This window comes from Streptomyces canus 299MFChir4.1, from assembly GCF_000383615.1.
GTDB classification, from domain to species: Bacteria; Actinomycetota; Actinomycetes; order Streptomycetales; family Streptomycetaceae; genus Streptomyces; species Streptomyces canus_C.
Genome location: NZ_KB911585.1, coordinates 441,987 through 463,806, shown reverse-complemented (window position 1 = coordinate 463,806; position 21,820 = coordinate 441,987). Strand labels below are relative to the sequence as shown.

Here is a 21,820-nt window from a genome sequence, read left to right as displayed (position 1 = left end):
CGTTCGTATGGAATGTGATCATGCGGTTACGTTGCGTGTGTGCTAGAAGCATCTTTTCTTAATCTTTCTGATCGTTGTCCGACGGACGGCAGCGTGTCCGTGTGGCCCGCGTGGGAAGTGCGGGAGGACGCCGGTGCGATGGCGTGGTTCACCGTCCGGCTGGCCTTCTCCGACGGCGCCCGGGTCGACGCGCTCGCCGTGGTGGCCCAGGGAGGTGTCTGCCTGGAGGACGTACGGGCGACGCCCGCCCTGTCGCTCGACGACCTGGGCGTGCTCGCGGACTGGATCGAGGGGCCGCTCTTCGCGGCTTGCGGAAGGGAGCCCGAGGCGGCGGCCGGTGAGGCCGGACCGCGTCGTGCTCGCCCGGCCTGGCCGCGCGGCCCGGAGGGGCGGTGGCTGGTGGCGCAGGAGTACCGGGCCGCCCAGGAGGACGGCGTGGACCCGGTCCTCGCCGTGATGTGCGCGACCGGGCACAGCCGCCGCAAGTCGCTCCGGCTCATCTCGCAGGCGCGCGACGCGGGCTTCCTGACGCCACGTCACGCGCGGCGCTGAAGCGGCCGGTTGGGCCGACCGGCCTGTCGGAACCTGTCGCCTCGGTTCAGAGCATGTTCCGCATGCGGTTGATCTCGCTCGTCTGCTGGGCCACCACGTCGTCCGCCATCTCCTCGATCCGGATGTTGTTGCCCTGCCCCTTCACGTCCGTCGCCATGGTCATCGCCCCTTCGTGGTGAGTGATCATCAGCGTGAGGAAGAGCTCGTCGAAGGCCTTCCCCTTCGCCGCTCGCAACTTCACCAACTGCGCCTCGGCCGCCATGCCGGGCATCCTGGCGTGCGCGTGGGCGTCGCTCTTCTCGGACTGGCCGTACTCCTTCAGCCAGGCCCTCATCGCCTCGATCTCCGGCCCCTGGGCGGCCGAGATCCGCTCGGCGAGGGCCTTGAGCTTCGCCGACTCGGCGCGCTGCGGGGCCAGTTCGGTCAGTTCCAGGGCCTGGGCGTGGTGCGCGATCATCATCCGTGCGTACGAGACGTCCGCCGAGTTGGGAGTGTCGTCGTCGGCCCGCTGCTCCTCCGCGTCCTGGGCGGACAGTGTGCGGTTCGCCTCACCGGGCTTGCCGGGCACCAGCACCGAAGGCCCGGTCGCCGGGGCGGACTTCGGGTCCGTGTCGGAGTCGCACCCTCCGAGGATCAGGGCTGCCAGCGCGGCCAGGACGGCCGTCGCATACGGCGCGCGGCGGAAAAGCACAGTGCTCACCATGGTCCCCTCATGACGATTTCGTTGCCTCCTATTGATCTGTGCATGGCGAAGACGATACTGCGGTGACGCGTGAACCGTTCCACATGAACGGCACAGGGAGGAAACAGTGATCCTGTTGCAAAAGTCCCGAACCCGCCACAGACGTCTGGGAGTTGCCGCGGCCGCCGCGGGTCTCCTGGCCGCGCTGCTGACCGCAGGCCCCGCCGTCGCGACCCCAGACCCCGGGGACGGTCCGACGGCGGGCAAGGGCGTCTCCAAGAGCACCGAGGCCGAGGTGAAGGCCGCGATCGCCGACGGCGAGATACCCGGGCAGGACGAGATCGTCCACTCCGACAACATCGAGCACCTCGTCAACATCCCCAAGGACGCACTGACCGGCACCAATTCGGACCTGGCCTTCCAGGGCAGGTACGCCTTCTCCGGGAACTACGACGGCTTCCGCGTCTTCGACATCAGCAACCCGAAGGCGCCGAAGACGATCGCCCAGGTGCTCTGCCCAGGCTCGCAGAACGACATCTCCGTCTCCGGCAACCTGCTGTTCCTGTCCACCGACTCCTCACGCAGCGACAGCAGTTGCAGCAGCACCACCCAGCCCGCGACCGAGAAGTCCTCGTGGGAGGGCATGAAGGTCTTCGACATCAGCGACAAGAAGAACCCGAAGTACGTCGCCGCCGTGGAGACCGCCTGCGGCTCGCACACCCACACGCTGGTGCCCGAGCGCAGGAACGTCTACATCTACGTCTCCTCGTACTCACCGAGCGCCGCCTACCCCGACTGCCAGCCGCCGCACGACGGCATCTCCATCATCAAGGTGCCGCGCAACGCCCCCGAGGAGGCGGCGGTCGTCAGCTTCCCGGTGCTCTTCCCCGGCGAGGGCCCCGACGGCGGCGGCAACCCCGGTTCGCCCACCAACCCGGGCGTCGCCAAGACCACCGGCTGCCACGACATCACGGTGCTCCCGGACAAGGACCTGGCGGCGGGCGCCTGCATGGGCGACGGCATCCTGTTCTCCGTCAAGGACCCGGAGAACCCGAAGGTCATCGACCGGGTGCAGGACAACGTGAACTTCGCGTTCTGGCACTCGGCGACCTTCAACCAGAAGGCGAACAAGGTCGTCTTCACCGATGAGCTGGGCGGCGGCGGTGCGGCCACCTGCAACGCGGAGATCGGTCCGAACCGCGGCGCCGACGGTATCTACGACATCGTCGGCAAGGGCGACAAGCGCAAGCTCGTCTTCCGCAGCTACTTCAAGATCCCCCGCTACCAGGCGGACGTCGAGGTGTGCGTGGCCCACAACGGCTCACTGATCCCGGTCGAGGGCAGGGACATCATGGTCCAGGCCTGGTACCAGGGCGGTGTCTCCGTCTGGGACTTCACGAACTCCTCGCGCCCGAAGGAGATCGGCTACTTCGAGCGCGGCCCCGTGACCACCGGGCGGCTGACGACCGCCGGCCCCTGGTCGGCGTACTACTACAACGGCTTCATCTACTCCAACGACATCGCCAAGGGCTTCGACGTCCTGAAGCTCAGCGACAAGCGGACGGATCCGGCCAGGAAGGTGCGGCTCGGCGAGCTCAACGTCCAGACCCAGCCGGACTACTTCGACTGATCCCCGGCCTCCGGGCCCGTCTCGAAGAACCGCGACAGATCTTTGTCGCACGTCCCGCCGGGTGCCTCGGCGCCCGGCGGGACGCCCTGCTCCCAATCCAGCCGGTAGCGGGTGAACAGCTCGGCGCGCAGGGTCGCGATCGGCAGGGGCACGTTCGGCAGGACCATCGCGTAGACGGCGCCCATGAGCTGCGAGCGCAGCATCGGGTAGTCCGTCCCGACCGCCTGCGAACCGTGCCGTTCCATCGTGTCCCGCAGCAGTTCGGCGAGGCGCTGCTGTTCCGGGCACTGTACAAAGCCCTCGGTGTCCAGCAGTCCCGCCATGTGCTGGCGCATGAGCACCGTCCGGTCCTGTGCCAGACCGAGGACCGCGTCGATGGCGCGGGCCATCCGCTCCCGGCCGTCCTCGGTGCGCGGCTCGCGCTCCAGGGCCTCCTCCAGCGTGCGGTGCATGAGCCGGTGCACCGCGGACTGCACGAGCTGGCGCTTGCCGGGGAAGTAGTACGACACCAGACCGCGCGCCGAACCGGCCCGGTCCGCGATGTCGCCGAGGGTCGTGGCCTCGTAACCCCGCTCGGAGACCAGTTCGAGTGCCGCCTGCAGGAGCCGCTCCCGGGAACGGCGGCGCAACTCTTCGTTGACCGAGGCGCTGCGCGGGGACATGCTGTAACTCCTGCGTTGACTGGCTATCAGCCAACTATACTCAGTGCGTCCGGACCGGCCCGAAAACGGCCTGGTCGGGGCTGCCGCCTGCTCTGGGCGACGCGGGGGATCGTCCAGGGTGGGCGAGCATACGCCCCAATGGTGTCCTCAGGCGACCTTCTGGCGGGGTGACCACCCCGTTTTCGGACAGTTTTCCGCTGTCGATTCCGAGCGGAAACCCCAGTCGGAATCCCGGGCTCAGCCCACCAGGTCGAGGACGGGCCGCAGCGCATCGGGCCGCTGCGCCGCCGGCAGATGATCCACGAGGTGCACCGCGCAGCCCAGGGCCGCCGCACCGCCGTCCGCCCGCCGGTCGTCGCCGACCATCAGCACGTCCCGGGGCTCGACACCGAGCGCCGTGCAGGCGGTCTTGAACAGCCGGGGGTCGGGTTTCTGGACGCCGTGCTCGTACGACAGCACATACGCGTCGACGTACGGATCGAGCCCGTGCGCACGGAAGACCGGGCGCAGGTCCCAGCCGATGTTGCTGACGACGCCGACCTTGGTCCCGCGCTCGCGGAGCGTGCGCAGTACCTCGGCGGCATCGGGATACGGCTGCCAGGCGGCGGGGAGCATGTGCCGGTCGTAGAGCGCGTCGTGCAGAGCGGGATCCGGCAGCGTGACGAGCCGCGAGAGCCCGGTGTACGCGGCCCGGTGCAACTCGGCGCTCTCGTCCCGGACGTCCCACACGGCGGCGAGCTCGTCCGGCATCGGCACCCGGGGCGCGACCCCACCGGGCAAGGCCCCCACGTGCTCCAGCTCCCGCGCCACCCGTGTCAACTCGGCCTCGGCGAGGGGGAGTCCCGCCTCGTCGAGGGCGGCCCTCAGCCAGGAGTGGGTGGACTCGATCCGGAAGAGGGTCCCCGAGAAGTCGAACAGGACGGCAGCCATACGAGGATCTTACGGGCCGGCGTTCCATGTCCGGGGGAGTGCGTTTCCGCAGAACACGCAGACGAAATCCTGCTCGCGCACGATCGACCGCTCCCCGCACGCGTCGCAGAGCCGGAACACCACTTCGTGGGTGAACCGGCCCGGGTGCTCGACGCCGGCCAGGTCCAGCGCACGCCCGACCGCCTGCCATGAATCGAGGTTCGGGCAGTAGCCCGTCGAGTGGTTGGTGACCTCGTCGACCGCCCAGCGGTCGGCGGCCGGTACGAACCCCATCTCACCGGCGGCCAGCACGTCCGCGCCGCCCGCGCAGGCCACATGCTCACTCCTGCGGGGCGCGAGCCGTACCAGGCCGTCCAGAGCGACGACGAAGGTGAAGGGCTCCGAGATCTCGGCCGCCCCACGCCCCGACAGCCAGGTGTCGAGGTCGGCGGCGGAACGGATGGTTCGGCCCGCGCGATCCGGCCGTACCGTCGAGCGCAGCTCGGGTGGACCCACGTAGCCGTAGACCCGGCTCGGGCCGTCGTTCACGGCCGGTGCCGCTGGTGGACCGTCACCGCCAGCGTGACCAGCAGCGCGCCCAGCAGCCAGCCGCCGAGCACGTCGGAGGGCCAGTGGACGCCGAGCCAGATACGGGTGAGGCCGACGCCCACGACGGAGATCACGGCGAGTGCCAGGGCCGTGCGCCACAGGGTGCGGCCGACGCCGTAGTGGTGCAGGAGCCACAGGAGGAGGCCGCACACGACCGTGGCCGTCAGCGCGTGGCCCGACGGGTAGGCCGCGAAATGCGCGGTGTCGACGGGGTCGGGCCAGACAGGGCGTTCACGGCCGACCGCGGACTTCAGGACCTGCTGGACCAGCGTGCCCAGCGCACATGTGGCCACCAGCCATACCGCGGCCCACCGGGCGTTGTGGCGCCACACTAGCCAGATCGCCGCGACCGCCGCCAGAAGACGCATCGCCCATGGGTCCCAGACCCAGTCCGTGAGGATCCGGAAGGCGTGCGTGAGCCCCGGTTCGTCGACCGCCCAGCGGTGGGTGGTGTCAGCGATGTCGCCGTCCACGGCGAGCAGCGGGTGCCACTTGACCACGACCAGGACGAGCAGCAGCACCGAGCACACAGCGAGAACCCCGGAAGCGCGGGCTGCGGTCCGGTGCTCCGGCGGGCGGGGCGGGGAGTCGACGGACGGGGTGTACATGGTGCGATCCTCGTCGACCGGTGCGGTGGGAGGCGAATTCCGGGGAGCGGGTGGGCCGGACCGGCCGTTGTCCGGGGCCGCGGTCATGGCCGGCTGTCCGCCATGGGGGCATGGTCATTGCCGGGTTCCCTGTTGTCCGCGGGTCCATGCCCCCGGCCGTCCCGCGCCGCCGTGGTCGTCAGCAGGCGGTGAACTCCTCTTCCCGCGTGGGCGACTCCGGCCGCCGAAGCCGCAAGTCCCGTCGCCGTCAGTCGCCGCGCACGTCAGAGCGTCAGCAGCATCGCCACCATCGCGATGCCCATCGACAGCCGGCACGCGCGCGCGAGTTCGGGCCGGTCGCCCCAGCCGACGGTGCCGCCGCCCGCGGTCACCGGTATCAGGCGGACGCCGGACACCAGGACGTATCCCGCGAAGTAGAGCAGCAGCGTGCCCGTGACGACGGGCACTCCCGCACCGCCGTGGTGTCCGGGGGAGGCCGCCATCACCACCGCCATGTAGACCATGGCCCCCGCCCCCACCAGGTGATGCAGATGATGAGTGCTGGTGCGCGCCGCCCACAGCGCGCGCAGCGCGGCCCCGCCGAACACCGCCGTATAGAGCGGCCAGGCCCACGACGGGGGCGTGAACATGGCGGCCGGTACGGCCATCGCGGCCATCCCGAAGCCCATCAGCGCCTCACCGCCCGCGGCCCGGCGCTGCTCCTCGACGCCGCTGCGCATCCGCAGCAGGCAGTACGCCCCGGTCGCGGCGCAGATCGTCACCAGCAGCCAGCCGGACGAAGCCGGTCCGTGCACGCCAACCTCCCCGATCGACGGTCGGTCAAGGAATGCCCGGGCCATGCGGCGCGCAATCGAGCGCAAGGGTGTACGCGGGGAGCGTGCGACGGAGCACAGCAGGTCAGGGTGATGACGGTCATGCCGTACGCAGTCGTTTACAGATAAAACACCTGCTAAAGTGTTGCCTCATGAGCAGTGCGACCCCCCACCCCGACGCTCCACGCGTACGCCGTCTTCCGCTGGCCGGTGTGCTGCGCCTCGGCAGGCCCTCGGACATCTGGTTCAAGCCCGCCCTGAGCGTGGTCGTCGCGGTCGCCCCGCCCAACCTGACCCTGCTGGCCCTCGGCCGCCTCGACCTCGCGATGTACACCATGGCCGGGTCCCTGTGCGCGCTCTACGCCCACAGCCGGCCTTACGCCGCCCGGGCCCGCGCCCTGGCCTGGGTGGTGCTCGGCATGGTCGCCGGCCTCGGGGTGGGCATGGTCGCCGCCTCGCTCACCGGCAGCGCGGTCGTGCTGGTCACCGTCGGCGCGCTGGTGGCCGCCGTACAGAAGACGCTCTGCGACGCGACCCGGATCGGGCCGCCGGGACATGTGGTCCTCACCTTCATCAGCTCCGCCTCCCTCTTCGCCCCGCAGACGCTCGCCCAGGTCCCCGGCCACCTCGCCCTGGCTCTCGCGACGGGCGCCTGGGCCTGGCTGGTGGGGATGGCGCCGGGCCTGTTCCGGCCGCACGGTCCGGAGCGAAGGGCCACCGCCCGAGCACTGGACGCGGCCGCCGCGTACGCCGAGAACCCGCGCCCCCAGGCGAGCGGAGCCGCCCACGCCGCCGTGCAGGCCGCCTGGCAGACCCTCCTGTCGGCCGGAACCCGCTCCGAGACCCGGCGCGCCCTCGAACGCCTCGTCGTCCGCGCCGAGGTCGCTCTCGCCGCCCCGGCCGACGCGGACCCGGACCGCCTCCGCGCCTGGGCCCGCGCACTGCGCGGCACCGCACCGGTCCCGCAGGCGCCGGACGACGACGAACTCCTCGGCGTGGAGATCGAGCTCGCCGCCTCCGCTCACCCGGTGTGGCGCATGCTCGCCCCGATCGCCGTACGCACCGCCCTGGGCTGCGCCCTCGCCGGCTATGTCTCCCTCGCGCTCGGTGTCGGCCGCCCCTACTGGGCCCTGGTCACCGCGGCCTCCCTCTACCAGGCCAACGTCACCCTCACCTGGAGCCGGGGCGTCCAGCGGGTCGTCGGCAACCTCGTCGGGGTGCTGGTGTTCGCCGCCGTCGTCCCGCTCGCCCACCTCGGGCCCGCCGCGCTCGTCCTGTGCTGCCTCGCGTTCAACTTCGGCGCCGAGGCGCTCATCGCCCGCAACTACTGGCTCGGCAGCATCTGCGTGACCCCGATGGCCCTGCTCATCACCGAGTTCGCCGGGCACCAGGAGCCCGGCCGGCTGATCACCGAGCGGGTCATGGACACCCTCGTCGGGGCGCTGGTCGGATTCGTCGCCGCCGTGGCCGTCACCAACCGGCGCGCGGGCGACCGTGTCGAGCAGTCGCTGGCCGCGGTGGAACGCGCCCGCGAAGACATCGCCCGCCTCCTGGCCGAGCCGCACCCCGCACCCGGCGCCCTGGACTCCGCCCGCCGCGTCCTCGCCACCGCCCTGGTCGATCTGCGGGCCGGCGTCGAGGCCGCGTCCGGCGAATGGTGGCAGCGTGCCCTGCCCCAGGAGAGGGTCGTGCGCGCCGAGCGGGCCGGACACCGTACGCTCGCCGCGACGATCCGGCAGCACAGAACGGAGGGCGTACGTCCATGACGGCACCGAACGGACGACCGGCGGACCCGACGAGACACGACACCGTCGCCGCGGTCGTCCGGCAGTGGCATACCGTCCATCCCGGTCTCGACACCGGCCCCATGGAGATCATCGGCCGCGTCAACCGCTGTGCCGCCCTCCTCCAGCAGGCCGAGGACGCCCCCCTGCGCCGGGCCGGGCTCAGCCGCCCCGAGTTCGACCTGCTCGGCGCGCTGCGCCGCACCGGTCACGAGCTCACCCCCGGCGATCTGGCCCGCGAGACCTTCTCCTCCGGCGCCGCCGTCACCAAGCGCCTCAAGCAGCTCACCGAACGGGGCCTGGTGGAGCGCCGGGGCGACACCCGCGACCGCCGCGTCGCCCACGTCCGGCTCACCGACGCCGGCCGCGAACTGGTCGACGGGATCCTGCCCGAGCAGCTGGAGTACGAGACGGCCGTGCTGTCCGTCCTGACCCCCGAGGCGCGGGACGAACTCGCCGCCCGGCTCGGCGAGTTGCTCGGCCGGCTGGAGGGCAGCCTGGGCATGTTGCGCGCCTGACGCCTGCGACCTGCGGTTTCGGAAGTTTCGAAGCCCGTCGCCTGTTGACGCGGTCCACCCGCGCTTCCTACGTTCGTCCCGGTCGGTGCGGATCATCGACTGTCGCACGGAATGTCGAACGAAGGATGGATGCCGTGGCAGCCGAAGGCCCCGCCCGCGAGAAGCTCACCATCGACCTCGGCACCGAGACCGGCCCCTTCCACGGGGGAGCGAGCGGCACGCTCTACGGCCTGTACGGCGACGGTGTACCGAGCCGTGTCGTGGTCGAGGGCATGTACCCGCGGACGGTGACGACCAAGGCCCAGGACGGCACCCAGCATCCCGGGGGCGACGCGCTGGAGATCCTGCCGCCGTTCGTCGCGGCGGGCGGGAAGGACGTGTACGTCTATCTGCCCGACTTCTACCGGGGGTTTCCGTACGAGTGGCCGGGTGCCACCGGCGAGGAGCGGCTCGCCGGGCACCTGGACGTGATCCGCCGCCAGGTCGAAAACGTCCTCTCCCTGGGGGAGTTGCGGACCCACGTCGTGTACGTGCCGTTCAACGAGCCCGAGGGCAACATGTTCGGCGAGGGGGAGTGGAGCTACGACGGGGTGTCCTGGCGGACCGGGCCGGACCACTACTTCGCCGCCTGGGAAGCCGCCCACCGCCTCATCAAGGACCTCGACCCGGACGCCCGCGTGGCCGGACCCAACACCTGCGTCCTGTACCCCGAGGTCCGGGACTTCCTGGAGTTCGCGAAGTCGCACGACGTACTGCCCGACATCGTCACCTGGCACGAGTTGTCCTCGCCCGCCGAGGTCCGCAGGAACGTCGTCAAGTACCGTGAATTGGAACGGGAGTTGGGCATCGGCCCGCTGCCCGTCAACATCAACGAGTACGCGCACAACTACCACGTCTCCGTCCCCGGGCAGATGATCCAGTGGATCGCCGCGATCGAGGAGTCGAAGGTCGACGCCGACCTCGCCTACTGGAACATCGCCGGCAACCTCAACGACTCGGCGGTGGAGGCGAACAAGGCCAACGGCCAGTGGTGGCTGTACAACGCCTACGGACAGCTGACCGGGAACACCGTCCGGGTCGTCGCCCCGCACCCCAACGAGCAGTACACGCTCCAGGGCGTGGCCACCCTCGACCGGGAGAAGCGCCAGGCCAGGGCACTGTTCGGGGGCGCGGACGGTACGGCGGACGTCGTGTTCGAGGGCGTCGACGCGGAGGTGTTCGGCACCGTGGTCCACGCGCGCCTGGTGGAGATTCCCTGGACGGGACAAGTGGGGTCGGGCGCACAGCCGTCGCGCCTGCTGGACGAGGAACTCCCGGTCCAAAAGGGCAAGGTGACGTTGGGTCTGAAGGACCTCGACGCGATGTCCGCCTATCAGGTGATTCTGTCGCCGGGCGGCAACGGGGCCGTGACGCTGCCGCCCGCGGTGCGCTGGAGACGGACGTACGAGGCCGAGGACGCCACCTACACGGGCGGCGGTTACTCGAAGAACGGGCCCGAGGGATCGCCGTCCGCCGTCGACCGGTTCGCGACCTCCGGCGGCTACCACGTGGGCGGACTGCGCACCGGATCCGACGGCTCGCTCGCCTTCGACGTCGAGGTCCCGGAGGACGGGACCTACGACCTGGCCGTCTTCGCGGGCTCCCACAACCTCGCCGACCTGGTGCGGGAGCAGGGCCCCACCAACGTCTTCCTGCGCGTCGACGGCAAGGACCCGCGCGAACTGCGGCTGCCGCTCGGCTACAAGTGGGCGGTGTGGGGCCACACCGACACCCGGGTGGAGCTGACCGCGGGCCGCCACCGGATCACCCTCGCGGCCCAGGACCCCGACCTCGGGCTCACCAAGGGGGACGCGGTCGTCGACAAGCTGGACGTCGTGCTGCGGGAGAAGGATCAAACCGCGTTGTACGACGCCGAGTTCGCGGACCTCCGTGGCGGGGCCCGGGTCAGCCTCGCGCACCGCGGCGCCTCAGGGCCCGGCGTGGCGGTGCTCCCGCGGGGCGGCGCAGTCACCTTCTGGGCGTACGCGGCCGACGACGGCGAGGCCTCCGTGACCGTCGACGTGCTCGGGCCCGGAGAGGGCGTGCTGAGCGTGAACGGCGAGGAGGTCGGACGCGTCGAGCGCGGTGCCGTACCGCTCTTCCTCGCCGGAGGCGTCAACAAGATCACGATCACCGGGACCTCCGACCGGCTGATCGTGGACAGGCTGCGCGTCGCCCCCTCGCGCGGCCTGCTGCCCACGACCGCGTACGCCGCCGAGGAAGGCATCCTGACCGGCGCGGCGACGGTGACCGGTTTCCCGTACGCCACCGGCGGCAAGGCGGTCGACGGCGTCGGTGCCGGGCCCGCGAACGCGCTCACCCTCACGGTCACGGCGGACCGTGCCGGACGCCACGCGCTGACGATCCGCTACTCCAACGGCGAGCAGCCCCCGTCCACCCACTACAACCCGGATCCGGTCTGCCGCCACGCCGACGTCTCCGTCAACGGCGCCCCGGCCCACCGCGTCCTGTTCCCCACCACCTTCCACTTCAACAACTTCTGGAACCTTTCCCTACCGGTCACCCTGCGCCCGGGCCTCAACACGCTCACCTTCACCGCCGACGAACTCCCCGACTTCGCCGGGGACACCAGGAACGAGTTCGGCCAACGCTCCGCCCAAGCCCCCGTCATCGACCGGATCACGGTGACCCCGCTCGCCCCCACGGAGGCCGACGGGCGTCCGCTCTAGAGCACGTCGGTCGCGGTACGCCGATATCCCCAGCGCCGGTCGTCGATGGCCTGCCGGCGGTCGCCGTAGATGTTCTCGACGATGGCCGGCTCCCGTACGAAGTCGTGCGGGAAGCGGAGCGGCACCGCGCTCACCCGGTCCAGCCGGGTGACGGCGTCGGCGTCGAGACGGACGGAGAGGCTGCCGAGGTTGTCGGCGAGCTGGCTCTCCCTGGTGGCCGCGACGACGGGCACCACATTGCCGGGTCGGCCGAGCAGCCAGGCCAGCGCCACTTGGGCCGGGCTCCAGCCGCCCTGCTCGGCGATCTCCACGACGGCCGTGATGATCTCCTCCTCCCGCGCGTTCGGCTTGTTGCCCCAGGTGTCGAGGCGGCCCGTCTCGCCCCGCCGGTACTTGCCGGTGAGCTTCCCGCCCGCCAGCGGTGACCACGCGAGCACCGCCTGGCCGAACGCCCGTGCCTGGGGCAGCAGTTCACGCTCCGATGTGCGGTCCAGCAGGTTGTAGCGCAGCCGCGAACCCGCGAAGGCCGTCCAACCCCGCAACTCCGCAAGGGTGTTGGCCTGTGCGATCTCCCAGGCGGGCCAATCCGACACGCCGACGTAGAGCACCTTGCCCGTGCGGACGAGGTCGTCGAGCGCCCGCATGACCTCGTCGACCGGGGTGAAGTTGTCGCGGGCGTGCACCCACAGGATGTCCAGCCGGTCGGTCCGCAGCCGCCGAGGCCCCGCCCGAGTAGATGTCCGCCGTGTCGACGAAGTTGCCGCCCGCGTCGGCGTAGGCGTCCAGAAGTCTTTCGCTGGTCTCCTTGTCGGAGCCGTAGGAGGGATTCTCGCCCATGACCATGGCGCCGAGGCTCAGCTCGCTCACGCGCAGACCGGTCTTGCCGAACAATGTGTACCGCACGATCAGTTCCCCTTCAGGCAGGTCGTGCGTACGACGCTATGAACTGGAGCGCACTCCAGCGCAACCCGCTTCCCCCAAAACCGCTCACGCCCGCCCGGCCGGTGCCGCCAGCTTGCGCAACCGGCGCCAGTTCAGGCGGGGTTGGGCCGCCGGTACGCCAGGCCGTTTCCTCGGGACACGGACGCGGAGGACCCCGGGCGCGATACGGCAGTGGACCGGGGTGGGCAGGACCAGGGCCTCGCCGTCGACGCCGACCTCGATCTCCGGGTGGTCGGCGTCGACGACCACCTCCCGCGCGGACAGCACCGCGAGACCCTGCGGATCGGGGTCGAGCAGCAGGGCCGCCGCCTCGGCCGCACTGTCCACCCGGACCCCGAGGATGCCGAGCAGCCCGGAGTCGAGCCGCTCGCGGCGGCCCAGGCCCACGGGATCACCGGTGCGGTAGGCGTTGTTGCTCACCAGCACGGCCTGCGGGCCGTCGATCGTGGTCGCGTCGACCCGCGCGGTCAGCTGCGGGCCGCGCTGCCGGGTGAGCAGATCGGGCAGGAGCTCCAGCGTGGTGCCGATCTTGTCGTCGCGGTAGGCGGGACTCTGGACGACCGCCGCGTACGCGCCGAAGGAGGCGTTGTTGACGAACGGGCGATCCGCCACGAAGCCGAGGTCCACCCGGAGTTCTACCCCGTCGGTGAGCGCGTCGAGGCAGGTCGAGGGGTCGGTGCGGTCGAGGCCGAGATCCATGGCGAAGTGGTTGCGGGTGCCGGCGGAGATGACGAGGAACGGCAGGTCGTGTTCCGCGGCGACGGCGGCGACCAGCGCCTGGGTGCCGTCGCCGCCCGCGACGCCGAGCAGGTCCGCGCCCTCCGCCACGGCCGCCCGTGCCAGCGCGGTCACGTCCTGATGCTCCTCCGGGTCGAGCACCACCACCTGGGCGCCCAGGTCTTCGGCCTTCTCCCGCAGCCGGAACTGCCCGACCTTCCCGCCTCCGGAACGGGGGTTCATGATCAGGAAGGGGTGTCGCACGGACCGCGCCCGGTGCTCCTTCATCCGCTTCGGACGGGTGCCGGCGCTGCGCAGCGCGTACCGGCCACTCCACACGGCCACGCTCCACAGCGCCGGCGACAGCAGGATCACCCATCCCAGGGTGACCACGAACAGGACCAGGACGAGCGTGGGGGTGACGACCGCGAGGCCCGCCGCCAGCCAGCGCTCCGGTCCGCGCCGCGTCAGCGTCCACCACACCGCCGCCGCCGTGACGGCCGCGCCCGCGAGCCCGGCGGCCAGCAGCAGAACGCCGCCGAGACCGCCGTAGGCAAGAGGGAGCAGGACCGCGAGGGCGGCCGCCGCCAGGGACGTCCTGGCCGCCCATCTCTGCCTGCGAAAGGCCGGGGCGTTCAGGTCCACGCTCATGTGCTCCTCCACTGCTCGGCGCCCTCGGGCCACGGCGGTCGGCGGAGCATATCCAAGTCGGCCGAACGGTCGGCATCACACCGGATGCCTGCCGTCAGGACGACGGCTCAGATTCCCGGCCGGTACCGGATCGGATGGTCCGCCGGCACCTCCACCAGCACGATCGGGGTGCCGTCCGGGTCCGCCACCCACATCTCGACCAGCCCCCACGGCTCCTTGACCGGCGGCCGCACGATCTCGACACCCTTCGCCAGCAGCTCCTCGTGCGCCGCGGTCACGTCCGGGACCTGGAGCCACAGCCGGACGTCCGCGGCCGGCGGAGCCTCCGAGCGTCCCGACAGCTCCAGGAAGCCACCGCCGAGGAAGTAGACGGTGCCCCGCTCCGGGCCCGCACCGAACTCGCGGTACACGGCGAGGCCCAGCTGGTCGCCGTAGAAGACTCGGGAACGCTCCGGATCCGTGGGCCGCAGCAGGACGCGGCCGCTCAGTACGTGCACCATGCGGGCGAGCCTATCCGGGGCGTTACTCTCGATCTGCCCGAGTCGTGCGCTTGAAGTGGAGATGCGCCCCATGGAGACCACCGGCGGCCTCACCTTCCGTGACTCCACCGGCGCCGACGTGGACGCGCTGGTCGCGCTGGTCGAGTCGGCGTACCGCGGGGACGACAGCCGGGCCGGGTGGACCACCGAGGCGGACATCCTGGCGGGGCAGCGGACCGGCCCGGAGGGTGTGCTCGCGGTCATCAAGTCGCCCGACAGCAAGCTGCTGACCGTGGAGCGGGACGGGCAGGTCGTCGCCTGCTGCCAGCTCGAACACCGGGGCGACTACGCGTACTTCGGGATGTTCGCGGTCAGTCCCGGCCTCCAGGGCGGCGGCCTCGGCAAGGTGATCATCGCGGCGGCGGAGCGCATCGCGCGGGAGACCTGGGGGTCACCGAGATGCACATGACCGTGATCTCCGTGCGCGAGGACCTCATCGCCTGGTACGAGCGGCGCGGCTACCGCCGTACGGGAAAGATGACGCCGTTCCCGTACGGCGACGAGCGCTTCGGTGTTCCGCAGCGCGACGACCTGCAGTTCGAGCTGCTGGTCAAGCCGCTGGTGTGACGTTCCCGCCCCGGCTCACGCGGTGAAGCGGCCGGTGCGCTTGATCTCCGGGTAGTCGGTCGTCGCGCCGTCCAGGCCCAGGGCCCGTACAAGGCGCAGTTGGTCCTGGGTGTTCACCACCCAGCCGATGATCTTCAGGTCCGCCTTGCGGGCCGCCTCCACGACCTCCAGGGTCAGCCGGCGGATGTTCAGGCAGACCGTTTCCGCACCGGCCTCGACGGCGCGCTCCACAATGTCGGGGCCGAACCGGCTGCCGATCAGCGCGGTCCGTACGCCGGGTACCAGGCGGCCGATCTCGGCGATCGCCTCGTCGTGGAACGAGGACACCTCGACCCGGGAGACCAGGTCCCGCCGGAGCATGACCTCGGCCAGCGCGCGGGCCGCCGCGATGTCCTTGATCTCGGCCTGGAGCGGCGACCGCACCGCGTCCAGGACCTCCTCGAACACCGGGACGCGTTCCCCGCGGCCCGCGTCCAGGGCGCGCAGCTCGGTGAGGGTCTTCTCGGCGATCGGGCCGGTTCCGTCGGTCGTGCGGTCCACGTCGGTGTCGTGCATGACGACGAGGGCGCCGTCCTTGCTCAGATGCAGATCGAGTTCGATGACGTCGAGGCCGGCCTGCTGGGCGGCGACGAAGGAACGGAGGGTGTTCTCGGGTTCGGTACCCATGACTCCGCGATGACCGATGGTAAGGAAGTTCAAGGTTCAACTCGCTTCCGTCGACGGCGGCTCGGTGCAGAGCCGCAGCCTAACGGCTACACCGCGTGAGGGACCCGTGCGTGCGCGAGGGATCGCCGAGGCGGGCCGGGGAGTGATCTCGGTTACCCGGAATCGCTGCGTTCATGGCTTCCGACAGGAAAAAATTCGGTGACCATTGGGGTGTGCAGGATAACTTCCCGAGTGCGCTCTTGCTGGGCGGAAGCTCGTATGTATACGGTCTCTGTACGCGAGCTTCTCCCGTGGAGGATGGGACATGACGGAAATTCTTGTGCAGACGGCTTCGGGGGACCTTGTTCCTCCCGTGACCAGGGTGGTGGAGCACCCGGCATGGCCTGTGCTCAAGGATGCCGTGGAGCGGATCCGGCCATGGCAGTCCAAGGACGGGTCGATCGACTTCCAGGCCGAGGGCGCGCCCGCGCGTGCGGACGCCGAGGCCGCCGTACGGCGTGTCGTCGAGGCGGTGCAGGAGCTGTCGCCGCTGCTGCCGCACGACGCCGACTACCACGGCGCCCTCGCCAAGGACCTCAGTCGCTGGTCCGAGGGCGGCTTCGAGGTGCCCGACTTCCTCGACTCGCTGCTGGCCTTCCAGCCCGCGGCGAACCGCGCTGACGGCCTCCAGCACCTGGTCGTCTTCCCGATGTACACGCAGAACGGCAACCCCGACCGCAACCTGGAGGCGGTCGTGCTGCGCATGGTCTGGCCCGAGTGGCTGGCCGAACTGGAGCGGACCCGCTACGACAACCCGCTGTTCTGCGGCATCAAGTTCGAGGACTTCACGGCCGGCTACGACACCAACTCCGCCGTCCTCTTCCCGGAGACCATCGCCGTGCGCGAGGCGCCGGAACGTTTCTCCTGGGGCGGCATCTTCTGCGACCGGGAGGCCGCCCGCTTCCGCCGGGTCACCGACGCAGCCGTCGACATCCTGGGACTGGAGCTGCCCGAGGACATCGCCGCCATGGTCCACGACCAGAAGCGCTGCGAGGAGGCCTTCGTCCTGTGGGACATGGTCCACGACCGCACCCACAGCCACGGCGACCTGCCCTTCGACCCGTTCATGATCAAGCAGCGTCAGCCGTTCTGGATGTACGGCCTCGAGGAGCTGCGCTGCGACCTCACCGCCTTCAAGGAGGCCGTGAAGCTGGAGGCCGACGGCGTCCCGCAGGCCCGTGACGTGCAGTACGCGGTCCTCTTCGACCGCATGTTCCGCTTCCCGGTCACCGGCGAGCGCGTGCGCAACTACGACGGCCTCGGCGGCCAGCTCCTCTTCGCCTACCTGCACAAGCACGACGTCGTCCGCTGGACCGACAACAAGCTGTTCATCGACTGGCAGCGCGCCCCCGAGGTCACCAACCAGCTGTGCGCCGACATCGAGGACCTGTACCGAGCGGGCATCGACCGCCCGAAGCTGGTCCACTGGTTCGCCGCGTACGACCTGGTGTCGCAGTACCTCGCCCCGCACCCGGGCTCCAAGTGGGCCAAGGGCCCCGACGCCCTCGACCTGTCGCTGCCGCCCCGGAAACTCGTCGATGACGTGCTTCCGGACGAGTTTCCGCTGAGCATGTTCTATGAGGCCCTCTCCAAGAAGCTCAAGAACGTGATCGCCTCCACGCGGGGCATCACGGCGGAGAGTGCCGAGCGGGTCGCCGCGTGAGCGACCGCACCACAACAGCTCAGGAGGCGAAGCGCATGGTGGGGAACGGAGCTCTCAGCGGTGCGGTGATCGCGGTGGCCGGCGCGGGCGGTCCCGCGGGCCGCGCGACACTGCTGCGACTTGCCGAGGCGGGCGCGACAGTCGTCGGCGCGGACAACGACCCGGAGCGGCTCGCGGAGGCCGTCGACGCGGCGAGCTACGCCTCGGGCGGCGCCACCGTGACCGGCGAGCCGGTCGACCTGCTCGACCTGGACTCCACCCGCGACTGGGCCGCGCACATCGAGAAGGACTTCGGCCGTGTCGACGGCCTGGTCCACCTCGTCGGCGGCTGGCGCGGCAGCGAGACCTTCATCAAGTCGAGCCTGGACGACTGGGACTTCCTGGAACTGCTGCTCATCCGCACCGTGCAGCACACCTCCCTCGCCTTCTTCGAGGGTCTGCAGCGCAGCGAGCGCGGCCGCTATCTCCTGATCAGCGCCGCCGGCGCGACGAAGCCCACGGCGGGCAACGCCTCGTACGCCGCCGCCAAGGCCGCCGCCGAGGCCTGGACGCTCGCTCTCGCCGACGCCTTCCGCAAGGCCGGGGGCGCCGACGGGCCCACTTCCGCGGCTGCGATCCTGGTGGTGAAGGCACTGGTGCACGACGCCATGCGCGCCGAGCGGCCCAACGCGAAGTTCGCGGGCTTCACGGACGTCAAGGATCTGGCTGAGGCGATCGCCGGTGTCTGGGACAAGCCCGCCGCCGAAGTGAACGGAAACCGTCTGTGGCTGACCGAGAAGCCGTGAACCCTCCGAAGGCCTCCTTTACGCAGGCTCGTCGCCATCACGACCCGGACGTCCGAGGCTTCGCCAGCGACAACTACGCCGGCGCCCACCCGGAGGTGCTCGCCGCCCTGGCCCTCGCCAACGGCGGGCACCAGGTCGCGTACGGCGAGGACGACTACACCGAGAACCTCCAGCGGATCGTCCGCAGCCACTTCGGGGCCACGGCCGAGGCCTTCCCGGTCTTCAACGGCACCGGCGCCAACGTCGTCGCGCTCCAGGCGGTCACCGACCGCTGGGGCGCGGTGATCTGCGCCGAGAGCGCGCACATCAACGTGGACGAGGGCGGCGCCCCCGAGCGCATGGGCGGCCTCAAGCTGCTCACCGTGTCCACCCCGGACGGCAAGCTCACGCCCGAACTGATCGACAAGCAGGCCTGGGGCTGGGAGGACGAGCACCGGGCGATGCCGCAGGTCGTCTCGATCACCCAGTCCACGGAGCTCGGCACCCTCTACACGCCCGACGAGATCCGCGCGATCTGCGACCATGCCCACGCGCACGGCATGAAGGTCCACCTGGACGGCTCCCGCATGGCCAACGCGGCCGCCTCCCTGGACGTCCCCATGCGCACGTTCACCAACGCGGTCGGCGTCGACATCCTCTCCCTGGGCGGGACGAAGAACGGCGCGCTGTTCGGCGAGGCGGTCGTGGTGATCAACCAGGACGCGGTCTCCCACATGAAGCACCTGCGCAAGCTGTCCATGCAGCTCGCCTCCAAGATGCGTTTCGTGTCGGTGCAGCTGGAGGCCCTGCTCGCCAGGGACCTGTGGCTGCGCAACGCCCGCCACGCCAACGAGATGGCCCAGCGCCTGGCCGAGGGTGTCCGTGCCGTCCACGGCGTCGAGATTCTCTACCCGGTCCAGGCCAACGGTGTCTTCGCCAAGCTCCCGCACGACGTGAGCGAGCGCCTCCAGAAGCGTTTCCGCTTCTACTTCTGGGACGAGGCCGCGGGCGTCGTCCGCTGGATGTGCGCCTTCGACACCACCGAGGACGACGTGGACGCGTTCGTGGCGGCGCTGAAGGAGGAGATGGCGCGCTAGACGCGGGCCGGGCCGGAGTCCACCTGTGCTTGCATGCCGGAGTGGACAAGACACAGAACCGGGTCCGGCCGAGGACCGATGACGACGTCCAGGCGTGCGTGCGGGTGCTGGCCGAGGTGCACCGGCAGGACGGCTACCCGGTGAACTGGCCTGCCCGGCCCCGCGATTGGCTGACACCGGCTTCGGCGCTGGGCAGTTGGGTCGCCGATCTCGACGGCCGGGTGGCGGGTCATGTCGGCCTCACCCGCAGCGCCGAAGGCGACCTGGCCCCTGTCCTCTGGGGCGAGCGCAACGGCACGAGCGGGGAACAGGCCGCGGTGGTCGGCCGGTTGTTCGTCGCCCCGTGGGCGAGAGGGCACGGGATCGGTGCGCTGCTGATCGGTCGAGCGGTGGAGGAGGCACGGCACCGCGGCCTGCACCCGGTGCTCGACGTGGTCGCGTCCGACACCGCCGCGGCGGCCCTCTACGAACGGCTGGGCTGGACGAGGCTCGCCACCGTCGACCAGCGGTGGAGCGCGTCCCAGGTGGTGACCGTCCATTGCTACTCTGCATAAATATACCGAGCAAGGTAAATTAATTGACCCGGGGCTGATCGTCTCCCTATGCTCTGCGGGCATGGAGCTGATCCAGAACACCCCTGACCTTTCCGCGTACCTGGCCGCTGACGAGGTCATCGACCATGGCCACCCGATCGTCCGAGAGGTGGCCGCACGTCTCGCCAAAGAGGCGGCCGACTCGTATTCCTATGCGCAACTGGCGTTCGAGTTCGTCCGCGACACGATCCCGCACTCCCAGGACTCCGGCGACCTCCGCGTCACCTGGCGGGCCTCCGACGTCCTGGAGCAGGGCACCGGCATCTGCTATGCCAAGGCCCACGCGCTGGCCGCCCTGCTGCGCGCCGAGGACATCCCGGCCGCGCTCTGCTACCAGAAGTTCGACGTGGTGCACGGCCTGGTCGCCGTCCGGTTCAACGGCGCCTGGCACCGCCAGGACCCCCGGGGCAACAAGCCGGGTGTGGACGCCCAGTTCTCCCTCGACGGCGAGCGACTGGCCTTCAAGCCTGACCCGGAGTCCAACGAGATGGACTACCCGGTCCTGTACGCCGAACCGCACCCGGCCGTTCTGAGCGTCCTCAAGGCCGCCCCCGACCGGCCGTACCTCTGGAAGACGCTCCCCACCGCACTCGGAGGCATCCGATGACCCTCCCCGTGACCGTGTCCGACGAGGTGCGCGCTCCCGCACCCGGCTTCACGCACCTCGCCATCAAGGCCCGCGGACTGGTCAACGGGCCCAGCGCCTGAGCCGGTTCGGCGCTGCTCGACGACGCGGCCCGCCGGCTCGCCGTACGACTGGACGGGCGCGCCCCGCACGAGGACCGCACATGGCGGCCGGCGGGAGGTCCGCACGGCGTCCGGCTCGAAGCCGTCGCGCACCCGCAACTCGGAGGAGGCGCCGGCGAACAGGGCCCTGTCGCACGCGGGGCCGGCCCGCATCAACCTCCTGGTCGACCTCTGCAACGCGATCGGCGTCGCGCACCTCGTCCCCGTGGGCGGCGAGGACCTCGACCGCGTCCAGGGCGGGACGCACCTTGTCCGGGCCGGCGGTGACGAGGGCTTCGTGACCGTGGCCGGCGGCACGGAGGTCGTCGATCACCCCGCCCCCGGCGAGGTGATCTGGCGCGACGCGACCGGCGTGACCTGCCGTCGCTGGAACTGGCGCCAGGGCCCTCGAACCCGGCTGACCGAGGGGACGGCCTCGGGCGTCTTCCTGCTGGAGGCCATGGCCCCGATGCCGCTCGCCGACGTGGAGAGGGCGGCCACCGAACTGGCCGAACTGCTGGAGAGGTTCAGTCCGGGGGCGCGGATCGAGCCGGCTACCGCGCCTCTGCCTCGCGCACCTGCTCCGGAGTAGGCGCCGTACCCCCGAGATGCGCCGGCATCCACCACGTGTCGTCCGGCCCCTTGGGGCGCACGGGGTAGGCCCGCTGGGCGGCTTCCAGCAACTCGTTGACCCGCTCGCGCAGCTGCCGGGTGATCGCCCCCGCGTACTTGTCGCGGGACGCCTCGATCGCCTCCCCGACCCGCATGGTGATCGGGATGTGGCTGCGCTTGAAGTTGCGCGGGTGCCCCTTGGTCCACAGCCGCTGCGTGCCCCAGACGGCCATCGGGATCAGCGGGACGCCGGCCTCCTGTGCCATCCGCGCCGCGCCCGACTTGAAGCTCTTCAGCGTGAAGGACTGCGAGATCGTCGCCTCCGGGAAGACCCCGACGATCTCGCCCGACCGCAGCGACTCCAGGGCGTGGGCGTACGCCGTCTCGCCCTGCGTGCGGTCGACCGGGATGTGCTTCATCCCGCGCATCAGCGGGCCCGAGACCTTGTGACGGAAGACGGACTCCTTCGCCATGAACCGCACGAGACGTTTCTGCGGGAGCACGGCCAGGCCGTTGAAGACGAAGTCCAGGTAGCTGATGTGGTTGCTCACCAGTACGGCGCCGCCCGAGCGCGGGATGTTCTCCGAACCCTTGCAGTCGATCTTGAGATCCCAGGCCTTGAACAGGGCCTGGGCGAATCCGACGACGGGACGGTAGACAAGCTCTGCCATGGGCGGGGTGAGCCCTTCCTGCTCTGCCCGGGAAGCCGACTCCCGGCAATAAGTTACGCAGCCGTAGGTTTACGGCAT

Annotated in this window: 20 protein-coding genes and 3 pseudogenes; 12 read left to right on the top strand and 11 right to left on the bottom strand. The window is 70.7% G+C overall.

The window, feature by feature from the left end; all coding sequences use genetic code 11:
- Nucleotides 1-93 precede the first annotated feature (93 nt).
- Nucleotides 94-552 carry a DUF6214 family protein gene (locus tag H293_RS0113010; RefSeq protein WP_020118324.1) on the top strand — a complete coding sequence of 153 codons (459 nt, stop codon included), beginning with the start codon at nt 94-96 and terminating at the stop codon, nt 550-552.
- A gap of 46 nt (nt 553-598) precedes the next feature.
- Here the strand turns inward: H293_RS0113010 and H293_RS0113005 are convergent, their stop codons facing one another.
- Nucleotides 599-1,255 carry a DUF305 domain-containing protein gene (locus H293_RS0113005; RefSeq protein ID WP_020118323.1) on the bottom strand — a complete coding sequence of 219 codons (657 nt, stop codon included), beginning with the start codon at nt 1,253-1,255 and terminating at the stop codon, nt 599-601.
- A 106-nt stretch (nt 1,256-1,361) separates the two neighbouring features.
- Here H293_RS0113005 and H293_RS0113000 point away from each other — a divergent pair, with 106 nt between their 5' ends.
- Nucleotides 1,362-2,864 (top strand): LVIVD repeat-containing protein, encoded by a 1,503-nt coding sequence (locus H293_RS0113000; RefSeq protein ID WP_020118322.1) that lies wholly within the window; start codon nt 1,362-1,364, stop codon nt 2,862-2,864.
- Here the strand turns inward: H293_RS0113000 and H293_RS0112995 are convergent.
- The 5 genes from H293_RS0112995 to H293_RS0112975 all read right to left on the bottom strand — a co-directional run bounded on the left by H293_RS0112995 (nt 2,852) and on the right by H293_RS0112975 (nt 6,446).
- Nucleotides 2,852-3,526 (bottom strand): TetR/AcrR family transcriptional regulator, encoded by a 675-nt coding sequence (locus H293_RS0112995; protein ID WP_020118321.1) that lies wholly within the window; start codon nt 3,524-3,526, stop codon nt 2,852-2,854. The two genes, H293_RS0113000 and H293_RS0112995, sit on opposite strands and share 13 nt — an antisense overlap.
- A 237-nt stretch (nt 3,527-3,763) precedes the next feature.
- Nucleotides 3,764-4,456, bottom strand: a complete 693-nt coding sequence (locus H293_RS0112990; protein ID WP_020118320.1) for an HAD family hydrolase — start codon at nt 4,454-4,456, stop codon at nt 3,764-3,766.
- A 9-nt stretch (nt 4,457-4,465) separates the two neighbouring features.
- A complete protein-coding gene (locus tag H293_RS0112985; RefSeq protein WP_020118319.1) occupies nt 4,466-4,984 on the bottom strand; it encodes a hypothetical protein in 519 nt (172 codons plus the stop codon).
- Complete coding sequence (locus tag H293_RS0112980) at nt 4,981-5,652, bottom strand: phosphatase PAP2 family protein (protein WP_028807799.1); 672 nt, start codon at nt 5,650-5,652, stop codon at nt 4,981-4,983. Before H293_RS0112980 ends, H293_RS0112985 begins: the two co-directional genes overlap by 4 nt.
- 263 nt (nt 5,653-5,915) lie before the next feature.
- Nucleotides 5,916-6,446, bottom strand: a complete 531-nt coding sequence (locus H293_RS0112975) for a DUF5134 domain-containing protein (protein WP_020118317.1) — start codon at nt 6,444-6,446, stop codon at nt 5,916-5,918.
- Between the two features lie 170 nt (nt 6,447-6,616).
- Between H293_RS0112975 and H293_RS0112970 the strand changes: the two genes are divergently transcribed.
- The 3 genes from H293_RS0112970 to H293_RS0112960 all read left to right on the top strand — a co-directional run bounded on the left by H293_RS0112970 (nt 6,617) and on the right by H293_RS0112960 (nt 11,495).
- Complete coding sequence (locus tag H293_RS0112970; protein ID WP_020118316.1) at nt 6,617-8,230, top strand: FUSC family protein; 1,614 nt, start codon at nt 6,617-6,619, stop codon at nt 8,228-8,230.
- Entirely contained in the window at nt 8,227-8,766 is a 540-nt protein-coding gene (locus H293_RS0112965; protein WP_020118315.1) for a MarR family winged helix-turn-helix transcriptional regulator, read from the top strand. The genes H293_RS0112970 and H293_RS0112965 overlap by 4 nt, the downstream gene beginning before the upstream one ends.
- A 125-nt stretch (nt 8,767-8,891) precedes the next feature.
- Nucleotides 8,892-11,495 carry a hypothetical protein gene (locus tag H293_RS0112960; protein ID WP_020118314.1) on the top strand — a complete coding sequence of 868 codons (2,604 nt, stop codon included), beginning with the start codon at nt 8,892-8,894 and terminating at the stop codon, nt 11,493-11,495.
- Here the strand turns inward: H293_RS0112960 and H293_RS52665 are convergent.
- The 3 genes and pseudogenes from H293_RS52665 to H293_RS0112945 form a co-directional block, all read right to left on the bottom strand.
- Nucleotides 11,492-12,332 (bottom strand): annotated as a pseudogene (locus tag H293_RS52665) (aldo/keto reductase). The gene H293_RS0112960 and the pseudogene H293_RS52665 sit on opposite strands and share 4 nt — an antisense overlap.
- A 150-nt stretch (nt 12,333-12,482) precedes the next feature.
- A complete protein-coding gene (locus H293_RS0112950) occupies nt 12,483-13,805 on the bottom strand; it encodes a diacylglycerol/lipid kinase family protein (protein WP_020118312.1) in 1,323 nt (440 codons plus the stop codon).
- Between the two features lie 107 nt (nt 13,806-13,912).
- On the bottom strand, nt 13,913-14,305 hold the full coding sequence (locus tag H293_RS0112945) for a VOC family protein (RefSeq protein ID WP_020118311.1): 393 nt from the start codon (nt 14,303-14,305) through the stop codon (nt 13,913-13,915).
- A 70-nt stretch (nt 14,306-14,375) separates the two neighbouring features.
- Here H293_RS0112945 and H293_RS52660 point away from each other — a divergent pair.
- Nucleotides 14,376-14,911: pseudogene (locus tag H293_RS52660) on the top strand (GNAT family N-acetyltransferase).
- Nucleotides 14,912-14,926: 15 nt separating this feature from the next.
- On the opposite strand, the gene H293_RS0112935 reads toward H293_RS52660, so the two are convergent.
- On the bottom strand, nt 14,927-15,610 hold the full coding sequence (locus H293_RS0112935; RefSeq protein ID WP_028807798.1) for a glycerophosphodiester phosphodiesterase: 684 nt from the start codon (nt 15,608-15,610) through the stop codon (nt 14,927-14,929).
- A gap of 271 nt (nt 15,611-15,881) precedes the next feature.
- On the opposite strand from H293_RS0112935, the gene H293_RS0112930 reads away from it, so the two are divergent.
- The 6 genes and pseudogenes from H293_RS0112930 to H293_RS52655 all read left to right on the top strand — a co-directional run bounded on the left by H293_RS0112930 (nt 15,882) and on the right by H293_RS52655 (nt 21,051).
- Nucleotides 15,882-17,279, top strand: a complete 1,398-nt coding sequence (locus H293_RS0112930) for a DUF6421 family protein (RefSeq protein WP_028807797.1) — start codon at nt 15,882-15,884, stop codon at nt 17,277-17,279.
- 35 nt (nt 17,280-17,314) lie between these two features.
- Nucleotides 17,315-18,064: an SDR family oxidoreductase gene (locus H293_RS0112925; RefSeq protein WP_020118308.1), complete on the top strand. Its 750-nt coding sequence runs from the start codon at nt 17,315-17,317 to the stop codon at nt 18,062-18,064.
- Nucleotides 18,061-19,140: a threonine aldolase family protein gene (locus H293_RS0112920; protein ID WP_020118307.1), complete on the top strand. Its 1,080-nt coding sequence runs from the start codon at nt 18,061-18,063 to the stop codon at nt 19,138-19,140. The genes H293_RS0112925 and H293_RS0112920 overlap by 4 nt, the downstream gene beginning before the upstream one ends.
- Nucleotides 19,141-19,181: 41 nt before the next feature.
- Complete coding sequence (locus H293_RS0112915) at nt 19,182-19,694, top strand: GNAT family N-acetyltransferase (RefSeq protein ID WP_020118306.1); 513 nt, start codon at nt 19,182-19,184, stop codon at nt 19,692-19,694.
- A gap of 61 nt (nt 19,695-19,755) precedes the next feature.
- Nucleotides 19,756-20,340 (top strand): transglutaminase domain-containing protein, encoded by a 585-nt coding sequence (locus H293_RS0112910; protein WP_020118305.1) that lies wholly within the window; start codon nt 19,756-19,758, stop codon nt 20,338-20,340.
- Nucleotides 20,337-21,051: pseudogene (locus tag H293_RS52655) on the top strand (B3/B4 domain-containing protein). The gene H293_RS0112910 and the pseudogene H293_RS52655 overlap by 4 nt, the downstream one beginning before the upstream one ends.
- Here the strand turns inward: H293_RS52655 and H293_RS0112900 are convergent.
- On the bottom strand, nt 21,014-21,742 hold the full coding sequence (locus H293_RS0112900) for a lysophospholipid acyltransferase family protein (protein ID WP_020118304.1): 729 nt from the start codon (nt 21,740-21,742) through the stop codon (nt 21,014-21,016). The pseudogene H293_RS52655 and the gene H293_RS0112900 sit on opposite strands and share 38 nt — an antisense overlap.
- Nucleotides 21,743-21,820 lie beyond the last annotated feature (78 nt).